This is a genomic window from Bacillus sp. KS1 (assembly GCF_020075515.1).
GTDB lineage: Bacteria > Bacillota > Bacilli > Bacillales > Bacillaceae > Bacillus > Bacillus velezensis.
This window is the reverse complement of sequence record NZ_JACAWW010000019.1, coordinates 544,332-559,559: the sequence shown is the minus strand read 5'-3', so window position 1 is coordinate 559,559 and position 15,228 is coordinate 544,332. Positions and strand designations below refer to the sequence as shown.

Annotated in this window: 6 protein-coding genes; all 6 read right to left on the bottom strand. The window is 48.5% G+C overall.

Translation table 11 applies throughout. From position 1 onward, the window contains the following. Nucleotides 1-9,102 (bottom strand): SDR family NAD(P)-dependent oxidoreductase (locus HWY38_RS16550; RefSeq protein WP_224182214.1); only part of this gene is annotated, 9,102 nt, incomplete at its 3' end. A gap of 39 nt (nucleotides 9,103-9,141) precedes the next feature. Continuing rightward, the gene (locus tag HWY38_RS16545; RefSeq protein ID WP_007408405.1) at nucleotides 9,142-9,879 is read right to left on the bottom strand and encodes an SDR family oxidoreductase; all 738 of its coding nucleotides are present in this window, start codon (nucleotides 9,877-9,879) and stop codon (nucleotides 9,142-9,144) included. 14 nt (nucleotides 9,880-9,893) lie between these two features. Then, nucleotides 9,894-11,258 carry a long-chain fatty acid--CoA ligase gene (locus HWY38_RS16540; protein WP_263433366.1) on the bottom strand — a complete coding sequence of 455 codons (1,365 nt, stop codon included), beginning with the start codon at nucleotides 11,256-11,258 and terminating at the stop codon, nucleotides 9,894-9,896. Continuing rightward, entirely contained in the window at nucleotides 11,255-11,527 is a 273-nt protein-coding gene (locus tag HWY38_RS16535) for an acyl carrier protein (protein WP_003153264.1), read from the bottom strand. The genes HWY38_RS16540 and HWY38_RS16535 overlap by 4 nt, the downstream gene beginning before the upstream one ends. 24 nt (nucleotides 11,528-11,551) lie before the next feature. Next, entirely contained in the window at nucleotides 11,552-12,532 is a 981-nt protein-coding gene (locus tag HWY38_RS16530) for an LnmK family bifunctional acyltransferase/decarboxylase (protein WP_224182212.1), read from the bottom strand. Between the two features lie 40 nt (nucleotides 12,533-12,572). Further along, entirely contained in the window at nucleotides 12,573-14,831 is a 2,259-nt protein-coding gene (gene fabD, locus HWY38_RS16525; RefSeq protein WP_224182211.1) for an ACP S-malonyltransferase, read from the bottom strand. Between the last annotated feature and the right edge of the window lie 397 nt (nucleotides 14,832-15,228).

Below are 15,228 nucleotides of genomic sequence, written 5' to 3'. Positions count from 1 at the left end.
GTCAGCCGCACATACGGCGCCGCTTATGTCCTCAGCATTCATTCCGCCATACAGCGTCACGTATCTGAAAGACTCTTCTTGTCCGCCGCCTTCATTCGGCGGTGATTCCTGCCACTTTGGCTGAAGCAAGAGCGGTTTTCCCTCCGTTTCCTCTTCCAGAAAACGGGCGGTGAGCCCCGTCAATCGGACACATACCGCACCGTTTTCATCACACAGCTCAATATGATAGGCGCCGTCCGCTGAGGAAAGCACCGCCCACATCGTCTCCCGGCACGCAGAAAACACCTGCATATCCTGGAGGGCAAACGGCAGAAACGGCCGTCCGGACGCGGAACCGTCTGAGAGCACGAGGCCGATAGAAGCCTGAAGAGCGGCGTCCAGCATGCTTGGATGCAGGATGAACGGCTCCTTTTCCTCGCGGGCGGACGGCGGAAGAGTGAGCTTTGCGAGCACTTCTCCGCTTCCGGCATAGACGGCGTCAAGCGCCTGATGAGACGGTCCGTAGGTGATGCCGAGGCTGTCGAACGCTTCATAGCACTCAGCCTTTGACATACGCCGGCCGCTGCAGCGCGCCTGAACCGCTTCCACATCGAGAACAGGAGCACGCTCCGTCTCTTCGAGCACGGCCTTTCCCTGGAAAAAGACAAGCGGCTCTTCTCCTTCGGCATACGCTTTAAAAGCGATGTCTCCGTTTTCTTCCGGCTGAAGTCTTACATGAAGCGTCACTCCTTCAGAAAGCGCCGTCACCGGCCGGAGCCAAACGATCTGTTTAAGCCGGACACCCGTTTTCCCGCCGGGCAAATCTTCAGCGGCAAGTGTAACGGCGGCCCGGGCCATTTCTAAAGCAGCCGCGCCCGGAAGCACCGGTTTTCCATTGACGATATGATCGGCAAAAAACGGTTCATGCCCAGAAAAAACAGAAGTAAAGCGCTGGGCGGTAAAGGTCGATGTATTCGTATGGAGCAGCGGGTGAAGTCTGGCTGCTTTCTTACTTTCCGCTGAGCCTGTTTTGTCAAGTGACACATCAGCTTTTGTCACCCAATATCGGTCTTTGGCAAAAGGGTAGGCCGGGAGACTGATGCGGCCCGGGTTGCTCTGATAAAGAGCTGACCAATCGACGTCAAGTCCTTTAACCCAAAGGTCAAGCAGCTTTCCGTATTTCCCTTTTTTCAGCCAGGCATTTATAGTAAGCACCATATCTTCATCAGAAGTGAGCGAAGCCGCCAATGAATGATGTTTGGCTGTCCTGCCCCGCCAGATATGAGCATGTTCGATATTATGATCGTTTGAGAAACTCATAAGCTTCATTTTCAGTTCTTCTATCGACTCGGCCGTAAATGCAAGCCGCTCAGCCATCGGTTCTCTTCCCGCCTGAAGCGTGTAAGCGATCTTGGCCAAATCTCCGTCAGAACGTTTTTTTCTTATGACATCATCCAGAAGCTGGCGGGCGCGCTCTGTCAATTGCTGCTCATTTCGCGCTGATAAAATGATAACAGCCGGTTTTTGCGGAGAAACGAGCACGTTTTCCATTGGTTTCAGGCTCTCAGACGGCACATATTCCTGAATGATGACATGTGCGTTTGAACCTCCTGCTCCAAACGAGGAAATGCCGGCAATTCTCGGATATTCCTTCATTTCACCCGTGATATTCAAGACAGGTCGTTTCCATTCCGTTTCTTTTTGTTGCACGAAAAACGGAGTGTGCTCAAACTCAATATTCGGATTCAATTCCGCCGCATGCAATGAAGGGGCAATCCTCTTATGTTTCAATTGCAGAAGCAGTTTGGTGATCCCCGCAATCCCCGCAGCGCTTTCTAAATGTCCGATATTTGATTTAATGGAACCGATGGAACAAAACTGCCTGTCTTCTGTTGTCAGGCGAAAAGCTTTCGTTAACCCGTCGATTTCAATCGGATCACCGAGCGCAGTGCCCGTTCCGTGGGCTTCCAAGTAACTGACCGTTCTCGGGTGAATGTCTGTCCGTTTCAACGTCTCTGCGATCAGATCAAACTGCGCTTTCGGATTCGGCACCATATAAGCGTTTGTCCTGCCTGCTGCGTTCAGCATGCTTCCTTTAATAACGCCGTAAATATGATCGCCGTCTTTCTCCGCTTGAGCAAGCGGCTTTAACACAATCGCCCCTACTCCTTCACCGTCAACAAAACCGTCCGCACTGTCTCCGAAAGATTTGCATTTATCACCGGGAGACAGCATTGAAAAAGCAGACAGCCGCTCATAGTGGGCCGGATCAACGATAAGATTGACCCCGCCGGCAATCGCTGTTTCACTCATTCCGCTCCGCAGGCTTTCTGCGGCGAGATGGACAGCTGTTAAAGAAGAAGAGCATGCTGTATCCACAGCCATACTCGGCCCTTGGAAATTGAACAAAAACGATACTCTGTTTGCGATAGACCAGTCGCTGGGGACTGTCGGGTAATTGCTGTTCATCACACCGACAAAGACTCCGATTTTCCGGCTGTCACAAAGCGTGGCCGGGGTGTACCCCGCATCTTCAATGCTTGAATAAGCAGTCTGCAGAAACAACCTTTCCTGCGGATCCATCCTTTCAGCTTCCGCGGGAGATATACGGAAAAACAGCGGATCAAATTTATCAATGTCATCGAGAAAACCGCCCCATTTTGAATAAATGGACCCCCATTTTCCGCGTTCCTCGTTATAAAACGTTTTCCAGTCCCAGCGATCTTTCGGCACTTCAGTAATAGAATGCCTGCCGGCTTTTACATTTTCCCACAGCTCATCAACGTGATCGGCGCCCGGATATCGGCCTGACAGACCGATGACAGCGATATCCTGGATATAGGGATCTCCGTTCGTCCTGCTGCCTTCCTCGTTTTGAGGAATCTTGTTTTGTTTTACATTCAGGTTATCTGTGTGATCAGACAGCTGCTCCTCACGCACACCCATCGCTTTCATAAATGCTCCCCGCTGAGAAAGAAGCAGGTAATCCGCGATTTCTTCTATCGTCTGATATTCAAAAAAGAGGGTGCTGGTCATTTGCTCAAACACGTTACGAAAAGCATTCGTGAGCCTGACGACCAGAATAGAATCCAAACCGTATGCGGTTAAGGAAACCGACGGATCCATTCTCCCGCTCGGAATCTTCAGCGTTTTTCCTATTAATTCCGTCAGATATGCGATGCCCCGTTCTCTTACGTTTGGAATCGGCGCGGCGCTTTCTGCGGGAGCCTGCACCCGTCCGGCGTTTTCGGGATGAGCCCGTCCATTCCCGAATTGCCGCTCGAGCGCTTCTTTACGGGAAGACAGAAAGTAATCAGCAAGCTCATCAATGGTTTGATATTCAAAAAACAAAGTGCTGCTGACAGAACCGAAGACGTCTTTTAACGCGTTGGTCAGTCTGACGACCAGTATGGAATCCAATCCGTATGCGGTTAAAGGTTCATGGGATAAAAGACGATGCGCCGGCACTTTAAGCGCTTCACCGATTACCTTCTTCATCAGCTCAACGCTTTTTTCTCTCAGGCTGAAATGCAAAGTATCATCCGAAAGACCATCTGCGTCATACGGACGGCGCTCCGGCTTCTCTTCTGACGCCTGCGGGAGGGCAAGCCTGACCATTCCGTCACTTTCAGCCGCTATAATCTGCTGGCCTAAGTCGTGTGCGGCTTCAGCCGGAAACAGAGGATGGACGAATCCTTCAAGCGAAAGCGCTTCCGCCCAGCCGGACGGCTCAACCCCCGGACAGCCCGGAATCCGTAAATCATGATCCTCATACAGCCACCAGCCTTCAAGAAGGCCGAACGTCACATGGTTGAATATGGTGCGGCTGTTGATCTCATTTATAAACAGCTGGCCGTTTTTTTGCAGCATTGCTTTCGCATGGCGCAGCGCAGAGCGGATATTTTTTGTCGCATGAAGCACATTGGTCGCGATCACTGCGTCATACGTGCCGATGTCCGGCGCTTCTGTTGATACCGGCTGCTCAGCGTTGAATATTTTATAAGTGACATAAGGATATTCCGGACCGAATATGTCTTCTGCATGTAAAAGAAATGCTTTAGAAATATCCGTGAAACAATATTCGGCAATATGCGCTTCATACGGTTTCAATTTTCTCATGACCGCGGCGCTCGTCCCGCCCGTTCCGGCTCCGATTTCTAAAATGCGGATTTTCACCTGCGGGTCTTTTTCCAGACGTTCCTTCAAAACTTCAATCAATGTGTCAGCAAGCTTGTCATTGAAAAAATCAGAAATGATATTATTGCGGTAAATGCCTTCCACAAGACGGAAGGAGGAGTCAGGGAACATCACTTCCGTTGCAGGAAGCTTACCGGTTAAAATGTCTGGAAGCACACGCAATGTCTCTTCTGCCAATCTGACATGCGCCCTCATGTCTTTCTGGCGCAGCCAAGTCTCTTTTTTCCGCTCCCATTCCTCCCACACCTGCCCTAAATCCGTTTTTTCCGGAGCAAGCGCTAATTCAGTCAGGAGGACAAAGCTCTCTTTCAGCCATCTGCTGTATTGTTCCGTTATGCCGGCAGCCGATTGAAATAACGGCAAAGCCTGATCAAGCCCGGCTCCCATCTCATAAAGGGTTGATACAAGCATTTTTTCAATAAGGGATTCCATCTCTCTCATGCAGCTCATGACACTTGATGCTTTTAACCGCTCAGCTTCGTCATTCTGCGTGATGTTAACCGCTAATTGTCCGAGTGCGGAAGGAATCTTTTCCGGATAAACCGTTACTTGTTCTTTCAGATCGTCTTTCATAAAAAGTGGATCTGTCGTTTTGATCAGCGCCAGCTGGTCATGAGGTCCGGAAAGCAGGGTTTCCAGCGTTTTCATCGCTTCGGGCGCCTCAATAGAAGCGATTCCGTCCCGCTCCATCCGTTTCCGGTATTGTTCTGAAGCCACGACGCCGACACTTCCCCAAAAACCCCAATTGACAACTTTTACAGCATACGGCGCTTTCTGTGAGATCCGCTTAGCAAAAGCGTCTTTAAACGTGCACCCGGCGGCATAATTGCTTTGTCCCGGCGCTTTTTGAAACGACATCATCGAAGAGAAAAACAGCAAGAAATCAAGTGGTTCCCCTTCAGCTACCCGGGCAATCTGCAAGCTGACATCAGTTTTTGCAGAAAGTGAAGCGCGGAACTGCTCCTCTTCCATATTGGCAAAACTTCGGTCTGATAACACGATGGCGGAGTGAATGATTCCGCGGACCTTTCCATTTTCCTTCACAATAGTGTCATACGCCCGTTTGAGAGAGTCATAATCCGCAGCATCCGCGCTGAAATATTGCGGTGCGGGACCTAAAGCTGCGAGTCTTTTCAGCCTTCTTTCAATCTGTATATCTTTTTTCCTTCTCCCGATCCAGACAATTTTCGCCTGATAGGTCTGAATCATATATTCAGTCCATACTTCCCCTATTCCGCCTGCTCCGCCGATAATCACATAAACCCCGCCGTGCCGGTATAATGAAGGCTCATCTGTATGAGGCCGGCAGACGGCCAATTGCTGGCAGTGCCACTGACCTGCACGAAAGACCCACGGGTTTCCCTCGGGGTCCGCCGGTAAAGAGAAGACATCGGGAAGATGCCGGTATCCCCTTTGAGATTCCAAATCAAGAAGCCGGATGCTCCAATTGCTGTATTCTTTTGCGAGCGACCCCGCTAATCCGTGTATGCTTGCATGACTGGGATTGACCTCATCATGTTCATGAATTGGCTGTGCTTGAAACGTGCAGATTGTCAATGATAGTTGTGCCGTGTCAAAATTCAGAAGCAGAAGCGCTTTTATCAGCCGGAAAAGCTGCATGACCCCGTGCTCCTGTCCGTCGGCCGTATCCGCATCATAAACGGATGGAACGGGATGATCCGGCGCCGCCCATATCATGTGTTGAAAAGAACCTTGCGCTTTCAGTGTTTCAGCCATTTGTTCCGCGCTGTCCAAAGAAGTGATGTCCGGAAAACGGACATCGGAATACATCTCTTTCAAAGCCTGCTGAAAATCCAGCCCGGCCCCGATGACGATTATTTTTTCTTCACGCATGAAAGGCATGCCGGTTTCCGGAATGGTGACGGTGTTCCAAACCGGTGTCATAAGCAATTCCGTTTCACGGCTTTTCTTCGGCGTGAGGCCGGCTTTTTGGTTAAACCCGGCGCTTTCCTGCACCTCTTTTATGATAAAATCTTTCACTGCCGCCAACAGCACGCCGCGCTCATCACAAATATGCAGATCAAATTGGTGAACGGAGGCCGCTTTTACCTCCGCATGCACAAATACGGTTTTCGCTAACGGTTCAAGCAGCAGTATTTCTCCGAAGGAAAACGGTACGATAAGCGCAGGCTCTTTTTGAAATTGCAGCACATGCGCCATTGCGGTTTGAACAGCGCCATCCATTAAGGACGGATGTAGGATGTACTGTTTAAAATCGGCTTCCAAGTGTGACGGGAGCGTTAATTTGGCCAGTGCTTTCCTTTCTGTATAAGAGAATTCGCGGATGACCTGAAAACTGTCCTTTTGCACGATTCCCGCCTCAGAGAACGAGTGATAGATGTCTTTCGGCTCCGTTCTCTGCGCAAATGGCGCCGGGAGCTGAAAGACCGGGGCCTCAAAAGACACTCCTTTTTCTTTACAAATCACTTCTCCTTGCGAAAAGAGAGCGCCGTCCGCTCCTTTTTCTTTAATTACATAGCTTATACGCTCTTTTTCTGCTTCAAACTCTATCATGACGGATCTTGGGTCTGTCCCTGTCACAATCGGCTCCATGTACCACACACTTTGAAGAGAGACGGCCGGGCGTTCTCCCCACAATGTCGCGCCGTATGCCGCCATTTCCAGATGACAGACTCCGGGAAGCACATATTTTTCGTTCACTAAATGATCTTTAAAGAAATATTCATCCTTGGAAAATATCTTTTGAAACGTTCCTTTCCGGGCGGATGAAATATTCTCATCAAGCAGAGGATGAAGCGCTTCACGCCTTTTGGTATTTTGGGGCTTTTTTGTATACCGCTTTTTTTGATCGGTCAGCCAGGACGTTTCCTTTAAAAACGGATACGTAGGAAGCGGAACTTTCTGATACGGCGTTTCCGGCTTTTTGCAACCTTGAAGGCCTTTCACCCACAGCGCGGCAAATTTCTCAGGATCTGAAACGGACTGACCTGAAACGTCCGGCCGCCCGGGTGACGCTTTTCCGAAGTACATATGCCTGCCGTCGCTGTGACCGCTTACAAATTCGTCCAATCGCTGTTTCAGCTCAGAAAGGGATGATGCAATGACAGCAAGCCGGAAGGAGAAAGGCTCTCTGCCTGACAATAAGGTGGCAGCGATATTTTCCAGACTGTATCCGCCGGCAGAAGGCGAGTTTTCCAATCGGGCAAGAAAGAAGCTCAATTTCCCGGCATATTCTTTCAGCTGCTGTTCGGAATGTGCGCTTAATACGACGGCATGAGGTTTTTGCTCAGTATTCCCGTCCGCTTGCCGTTTTGGCTGATAAGCACCTACGATCAGATGGGCATTAGAGCCTCCTGCGCCGAATGAACTGATTGCGGCGATTCTCGGTTTATCTCCTTCAGCCGGCCACGGCCGGTTGTTTCGGACGACATAAAATGGCGAATCAGAAAAAGAAATCTTGCGGTTCAGTTCCTCGGAGTGCAGACTGGCGGGAAGCGTTTCATGTTTCATGCTTAAAAGCACCTTGATTAAACCGGCGATCCCTGCAGCCGCTTCCAAATGTCCGATATTGGATTTCACCGAGCCGATTCCGCAGTCATTTTTCTCATCGGTCTGTTTATCAAATGCCATAGACAGTCCGCGTATCTCAATCGGATCGCCGAGCGCCGTGCCGGTTCCGTGAGCTTCAATGTAGCTGATATCCGCCGGACTTACCGCGGCTCTGTTTAGAGCGGATAAAATCAGGTCCCGGTGCGCTTCCGGATTCGGCACCGTATACCCGGTCGTTTTGCCGCCGTGATTAGTGGCGGACCCCTTAATGACACCGTAGATGTGGTCTTTGTCCGCAATCGCTTTTTTCAATGGTTTTAACAAAACGGCTCCCACGCCTTCGCCGGGCACGTAACCGTCTCCGCCTTCACCGAAACTGCGGCATTTTCCTTCAGAAGACAGAAAATGCGATTGGCTTAAAAACATGTATTTTTGCGGATGTAAGCTGAGGTTGACGCCTCCGGCAAGCGCCATTTCACAGTCGCCCGACATAATGGCCTGACAAGCCTGATGGACGGCGACAAGCGATGAAGAACACGCCGTATCAACAGCAATGCTCGGGCCATGGAGATCAAGGAAATAAGAAACCCGGTTCGGAATGCCCCAATATAAGGAGCCGGGGCCTTTGTACTGATCTTTCAGGAAACCTTCTTCGTGTGCAATTAATGAATATTCATTCCAGGTCACTCCGGCGAATACCCCGATTTGATCCGTCGGCCTCGCCGCCGGGTTCCCGTAACCGGCATCCTCCATCGCTTCCCAGCAGCACGTGACATACAATTTTTGCTGGGGGTCCATTAAATCAGCTTCCCACGGGGAAACAGAAAAAAACAGCGGGTCAAATTGATCCGGATGATCAATAAAACCTCCCCATTTACTGTATGACGCGTATTCTGCCGTTTTCTCTTCCGAGTAATAAGAGCTGTCCCATCTGTCATCTGGGATTTCGGAGACACAATCTTTATTTTCCATTAAATTGTCCCAAAAATCATGCTGGTTTTCCGCTTTCGGAAACATCCCGCTCATTCCGATAACCGCAATATCAGAGCTCCCGTCCGTTGCCGGTTCAGGCACCTTTTCAGCCGCCTGTACAGGAAGCAATTCTTCTTCCTGCCGGCTTCCCGTATCAGGCTCCGTTTCTGTGAATTCAAGAACGCTTTCGGGATTTCGTTTCTGCGCACTTAAAAACTCACTCAATTTCTCAATGTTCGGATATTCAAACAGCAGCGTTTCAGAAAGGCCGGTAAATTCTTTATGCAATATGGTCATGATTTCTTCACTGATGAGAGACGTCACGCCAAGAGTAAAAAAAGCGGTTTTATCTTCCGCTTCGGTCACCTCGGCACCCAGCTTTTGCGCTATTACCGTTCTTAAAAATTCGTTAATACATTTCATGAGGATACCATCCCTTGTACAAAAGAATTTTTCTGTGCTTTAACAAGTTAATCCGCCGTCTATGGCCATTGTCTGTCCGGTCATAAAGGACGATTCAGGAGAAAGCAGGAAACGAACGAGTCCGGTCATATCGTCTGTTTCGCCTAAACGTCCCATCGGCGTCCTTCTGATAATCTGCGATTTTTGTTTTTCCGGCATATTTTTCGTCATATCGGTGTCCACAAAACCGGGCGCAAGTGAATTGACACGGATTCCTTTAGACCCGAGCTCCCTGGCCAGGCTTCGCGTCAAGCCGTCAAGAGCCGCTTTGGATGCGCTGTAGACTGAAGTGCCTTTAAATCCTCTTGAGCCGATAATGGAGCTTATGTTAACGATTGAACCGGAATTTTGTTTCAGCATGACACGGGAAACGTTTCGGGTCAGCTTGATGACTGAGCCGATATTCAGATTGAGTATGCGGTCAATGTCTTCATCATTGGTCAGGGGCAGCAGCTGATCAAGGTTCAAACCGGCGTTATTGACCAAGCCGTCTATTCTGGAAAACTTGCGGTATACTTGAAGAACAAACTGTTTCATGGCGGCATCATCCGCCGCATCCGCCGCTTCCCAATAAAAGCGGCCGCGGTACTTTTCACTCTCTCTCAATGTGTTAATAAAATCAGATTCACTGCGGCTGAAAGCGGCTACTTTGTAATCCTCATCCAAAAGCGTCTGTACAATCGCTTTTCCCAGCCCCCGGCTTCCTCCGCTGACGACCGCTACTTTTCCGTTATTCATATTTGCCTCCTGTTTTACACGTTTCTTATTTTTTTAAATCGATCATTAGACAGTTTTCGATCTGTAACAGAGATGATCTGCGGTATCTGATATGGCTGCAGCTTCTGTTTGCAATGAGCTACGGCCCGCTTTCTGAAAGATTTGATATCTTCCTCTTTTTCAAGCACGGCCTCTGCCGTGACAATCTCGCCCGTAATCGGATTTTTTCTGCCCGTTATGAGAACATCCCGGACATTCGGTATCTCCAGAAAGACGCTTTCCACCTCTGCCGGAAACACTTTCTCTCCGCCCACATTAATGATTTCGCTCTTTCTTCCGAGAATTCTTATATATTCGCCGTCTGTTTCCACCTGGTCACCGGTGTCATACCAGCCGTCTTCATCGAAAGGTGACGGTGCGTTTAAATAGCCGAGCATCGCCGACTCAGAACGGACCCAAAGCGTGCCTCCGGTAATTTTGGTCTCTGTTCCGGCGCCGCCTACTTTCATCCAAGTGGATTGGCTGTCTTTTGATTTCGTTGAGAATATCCCCAGTTCAGTTAATCCGTATGTTTGTTTCAGCCGTACATCCGGAAACATCCGGTGGATGCCGCGCAGCGTTGATTGCGGCATCGGTTCTGTGCCGTAAGTGATCAGCCGGAGTGAAGAGAGGTTATAGCCGGCATCCGCCTTGGACATCAGCAGCATGTTTAAAAAGGTCGGGGTGGCGGGGAGCACTTGGACAGCATGTTTGTCGACCGCCTGATAAACGGACTCCGGCGTTCTGCTGACTGATGTGACGATCGTTCCCCCGTTAAACAGAATCGCAAACAGCGTATTAATGCCGCCGATATGATCTAATTTCAAAAAAATGAGCGTACGCAGCGGTTTTCTCTTCGCCGTTTTATATTTTTCAAGCAGCCGGCCGGCGCTTAACACGGATGCTTTGCTTTTGCCGGAGGTTCCCGATGTGAAAATAATAATGCCTGATTCCCCTCTCTTGCGCAGGTCATCAAGCAGAGGGTGAGAGTCGCTTTCAGAACCTTCACGAAGCGTCCAGCTGTCATTTTCATTTATTTCAATGATTTGATTCACTTTCGCGTCTTCAAACATATCGAGATGCTTTTCCCTTGATTCATTGCTGAGAGGGACAACGATATTTCGGTTTAACAAAAGCGCCATCAGCAAAAAAATGGCGTTCGGGGAATAATCCCCGATAAGCGCCACACATTCTCCTTCACGTATTCCGTTTTGTTTAAGTTCTTTCTGAAAAAAGCTGATTCGTGTCAGCAAATCATCATACGTAAAAGTCTGCCCTTTAAAAATGAGAAACTCACTGTCTTGCGTTTCCCTAAGCTTATCAGTCACCCAGCTGATATCTCCCCTGCTTTCTGTTTTCATGATTGTGCACTGTCCATATATTTTTGATAAATATCACAAATGCTGCCGACGGTTGTAATGCTGGAAATCGTTTCTCCTTGGGAAAAAGGATCTACTCCGGTTTCCATCTCCATCTGTGCGACTAATTGAGCGATATCCAGTGATGAGAAGCCCAGATCCTCTATGACTCTCACATCATCTCCCGCTTCGACGGCCCGATATGACTGCTGTTCTTGAATGTCCTGAATGATTTGAGCGATGATCTGCTTCATTTCCTTGGTTTGTTCCATTTGCTTTCAGCTCCATTCTTCATTTTATAAACTTCTGATGACCCGTTTATAATCCGGAATATGATCTTGTGAAGAGGTCGGCACCGCCAGCAGCTTATCCACCTTGGAAATGGCCAGCAATGTATGATTTCTTTTCATATAGACTTCAATCTGATAGCTGATTTTCGCCACTGAGATCATACCGAGGGACTCACCGTGAAAGTCGGGATCGCATTCTTCAATGTGTCCCGTCATATAAATATCAAGCTCTTCATCTGCAAAACAATTTCCGTAATAATACGTCTCTCTTTCAAGCAAAAATAAATGCCGCGCGATTGAAACCGGAAAACCCGGCTTCGACCGGCGCGTCATCCATTCAAATTCCGCCGCATCCATGATCTTGCTGAATTTCGCAAACACCATGGCATGCCCGGGCGCAGCATCCTGATCAACAGGAACCCGATATGAAACGGGGTCTGCTGTTTTGATATTGCCCGGCTTCATACCGAAGGCGTCCGTTCTGATTTTCTTTGACCGCATCAGCGCGTAAGGCGGCTTGGCTAGCTTAGAAAGTTCCGTAATGCACTCAGCCTTAGGCGCTGAGACTTTGCGGGTCGAACCTTCTGTTTGTGTGACGTCGACGACAATTAAACTATTGGCTTTCATAGAAGGAAAACGTCCCAGGTCCCACTCGCCTTTATCAGAGCTGACCGCTCCTTTCGGCCCGAACAAATAATCAGATTCTAATATGGTTTCTCCAAACCGGGAGATATCGACTCCGACGGAAACCTCGTCCCATAATCGGTACTGATCAAGAGGCTGATCTGAAGGAACTTTGAGATGTGTCATAAAATAAGCCGGATACAAAATCAGCCCTTGGTGATCGGCCATCTGATCAGGCCGGAATCCCGTTCCGTCCGTTAAATGGTGACTGTGTGCGTTGCCGAATAACAGCAGCAGCGCGTACTCATTCAAATTCCCTAACCCGACATGGCTCATCGTTAATTCATGATTTTCAATCAGCATGGTCTGTCCTCCGCAGAAAAAATGTAATGGCTGGTCATACTCAGCCTGTAATCAATACCAGCCTTTGCGCAAGAAGGCCGGCTGTTTCTTCCATGAGCTGTTTGCCGATCAGATCGACATGCCTGTTTCTCCAATTTTCAAGCGGGGTTCCTTTCACCCACTGATTAAACGCGCCGAGCGCAGGGCCGCAATGAATTTGGTAATCTATTTTACTTTCGCTTTTCCCTTCCAGAGCGAGCCTTGTCGTATGAGAAAAATACCATTTAAATACCATCGCCATTTTGTGTTTCGGATTCTGTTCGGCTTTGGCGATCTGTTCAGGAGATTTATCACGTTTCAACTGCTCATACACTTCTTCAAAACCGCGCTGGAAATACTTATCTTCAATTAATGTTTTCGTTTTCTCATCTATTTCATCTAAAGAATTGTATTGTCTGTACAAGTCAAAGAGTTTATTGGCTCTTGCCGGGAAAAACAGTCCTTTTTTCAGCACCTGCACCCTTGCGCCCGCTTCAAACATATCTCCCGCGGGAGCGTATGACGTATCCTGCACGTTCGCTTCCTGAAGCAGATCTTTCACTGAATCACTTGTCCCGGCTTCGACTGTGCATTGATTAATAGAACCGGTTCCGATAAATTCGGCGCCGAGCAGAAACGCCGCAGCAGCCGCTTCCGGAGTGCCGATGCCGCCGGCTGCGCCGATTCTTACTTTTTTCGCATAACCGTGCTTCTCCATCATGCGGTCTCTGAGTCTGATCATGGCAGGCATTAATGTATACGGAATCCCTTGGTCGGTATGCCCTCCTGAATCCGCTTCAACGCAAATGTCATCAGCCATCGGAATTTCTTTTGCAAGCGCCGCTTCCCCGGCTGTCAGCCGATTATCAGACACAAGTCTTTCCAGCACATGAGCCGGAGCCGGATTCAGAAAGGCCTCAGCGACTTCAGGCCGGGATACTTTCGCGATAATTCTGTTTTGAACTGACACCGATCCGTCATGATTCCTGCTTAATCCCTTTGCCCTGTATATAACGAGAGCGGGGGTTATGCCCATAAATGCCGATGCTTCAATAAGATGAATGCCGTTTTTCAAATATAAATCTATCATTCTGACTTCCTTGTCAGGTGACATCATATGATGAAGAAGATTCATTCCGAATGTTTCCCCTTGCCGCAGTGCAGACCGGATGGTTCCGATGGCCTGTCCGATCCGTTCGATACTCAATCCGCCCGTTCCGAAAAAGCCCAGCATTCCCGCTTTTGCCGCTTTAATGACCATCTGTTCCGAAGCAATTCCCCTGTACATGGAGCCCGTCATGTAAGCATATTGGATGTTATAATCTTTTTTAAAATCTTCGTTCCCTAATCTCATTCCCGCCGTTTTTTGCGGATCAGCTGCCGATGCTTTAACATCAGCAGTATCAGACTCTTCTTTCGGCATAGGTAATGGGGCGGCATCTTTTTTAATCTGACGCGTCAGTTTTGTCAGCACTTCCCCGGGGCCGACTTCTGCAATTTCATTATTTTCAAGTCCCATCAGACGGCGTATCGTGTCCGTCCACTTTACCTGATTGGTCATTTGCAAAGTCAGATTCGTTTTGATTTCATCATTCTTATAAGGTGCGGCATGAAGATTTGAGATCACCGGAAAACGAAGAGGCGAAAACGCCGTTTCTTCTAAATAATCCGCGAACTCTTTTTCAGCATCTTTCATATAGCGGGAATGGAAGGCGCCGCTCACATTTAAAGGAAGGTACATTCTCACGCCGGCTTTTTCAAAGACGGGGCCCGCTTTTTCAATGTCTTGTTTCGTTCCGGCGATCACAATTTGTGAAGGTGAATTGTGGTTAGCGATATCAATGCCGGTCAGATGATAATCGGATAGAACCTCTTTTACTTGTTCAGCCGTAAACCCCAAAACCGCCGCCATGCCTCCGGGAGCTGCCTTGCTCATGAGCTCCCCTCTTTTTTTTACAAGCTGCAAACCGGTCTCAAAATCAAAGCAGCCGGCCGCAAATAACGCATTATATTCTCCTAAACTGTGCCCTGCGGCGTAATCAGGCTCTCTGCCGGACTCTTTCATTTTCTTTAAATAACTGAGTGCACTCACCGTATATAACGCCGGCTGGGTAAATTGCGTTTTCCCCAGCTGGTGATTCGGATCCTCCAGACACAATTCTTCTATAGAGTAGCCTAATATGTCATCAGCCTGACGTGTCAGATCTTGAAATTCATCAAACAGTCCGGCTCCCATTCCTTTAAATTGAGAACCCTGCCCCGGGAACACAAACGTAAGCATCTTATCCTCATCCTTTCCGCATCGCCAATTTTGTACATCACATGTGGTTCTCCATACAAAAACGTCTCTTATATCATATATTGACTGGTGTAAACACCGGCATAAAAATAAAAACACAAGCGCGTTTGCGATTCATCACAGGTTTAAAAATCGCAAACGCATTGTGTTTTCCTTTTCTAACATAATTTATATTAAAACATATTGCTTGTTTACTGAATGTTTCTCATGACAAGCTGCAGTGCCAATATGCCCGAAAACAGCCATGACGGCACACTTCTCCCTTATCATGTATATGTAGATATATACACTGCAATCATTTTTATAATCCCTATTTCCTCTTCAACGTGCCGAAACAGCGATTGAAATTTAATAGGTGCTTTACATCAATTTAATAAAT

Excerpts from the sequence above, each read along its gene's own strand:
- HWY38_RS16545 (WP_007408405.1), bottom strand. The coding sequence starts at position 9,879 with ATGAATAACGGAAAAGTAGCGGTCGTCAGCGGAGGAAGCCGGGGGCTG.
- HWY38_RS16540 (WP_263433366.1), bottom strand. The coding sequence starts at position 11,258 with ATGAAAACAGAAAGCAGGGGAGATATCAGCTGGGTGACTGATAAGCTT.
- HWY38_RS16535 (WP_003153264.1), bottom strand. The coding sequence starts at position 11,527 with ATGGAACAAACCAAGGAAATGAAGCAGATCATCGCTCAAATCATTCAG.
- HWY38_RS16530 (WP_224182212.1), bottom strand. The coding sequence starts at position 12,532 with ATGCTGATTGAAAATCATGAATTAACGATGAGCCATGTCGGGTTAGGG.
- fabD (WP_224182211.1), bottom strand. The coding sequence starts at position 14,831 with ATGCTTACGTTTGTGTTCCCGGGGCAGGGTTCTCAATTTAAAGGAATG.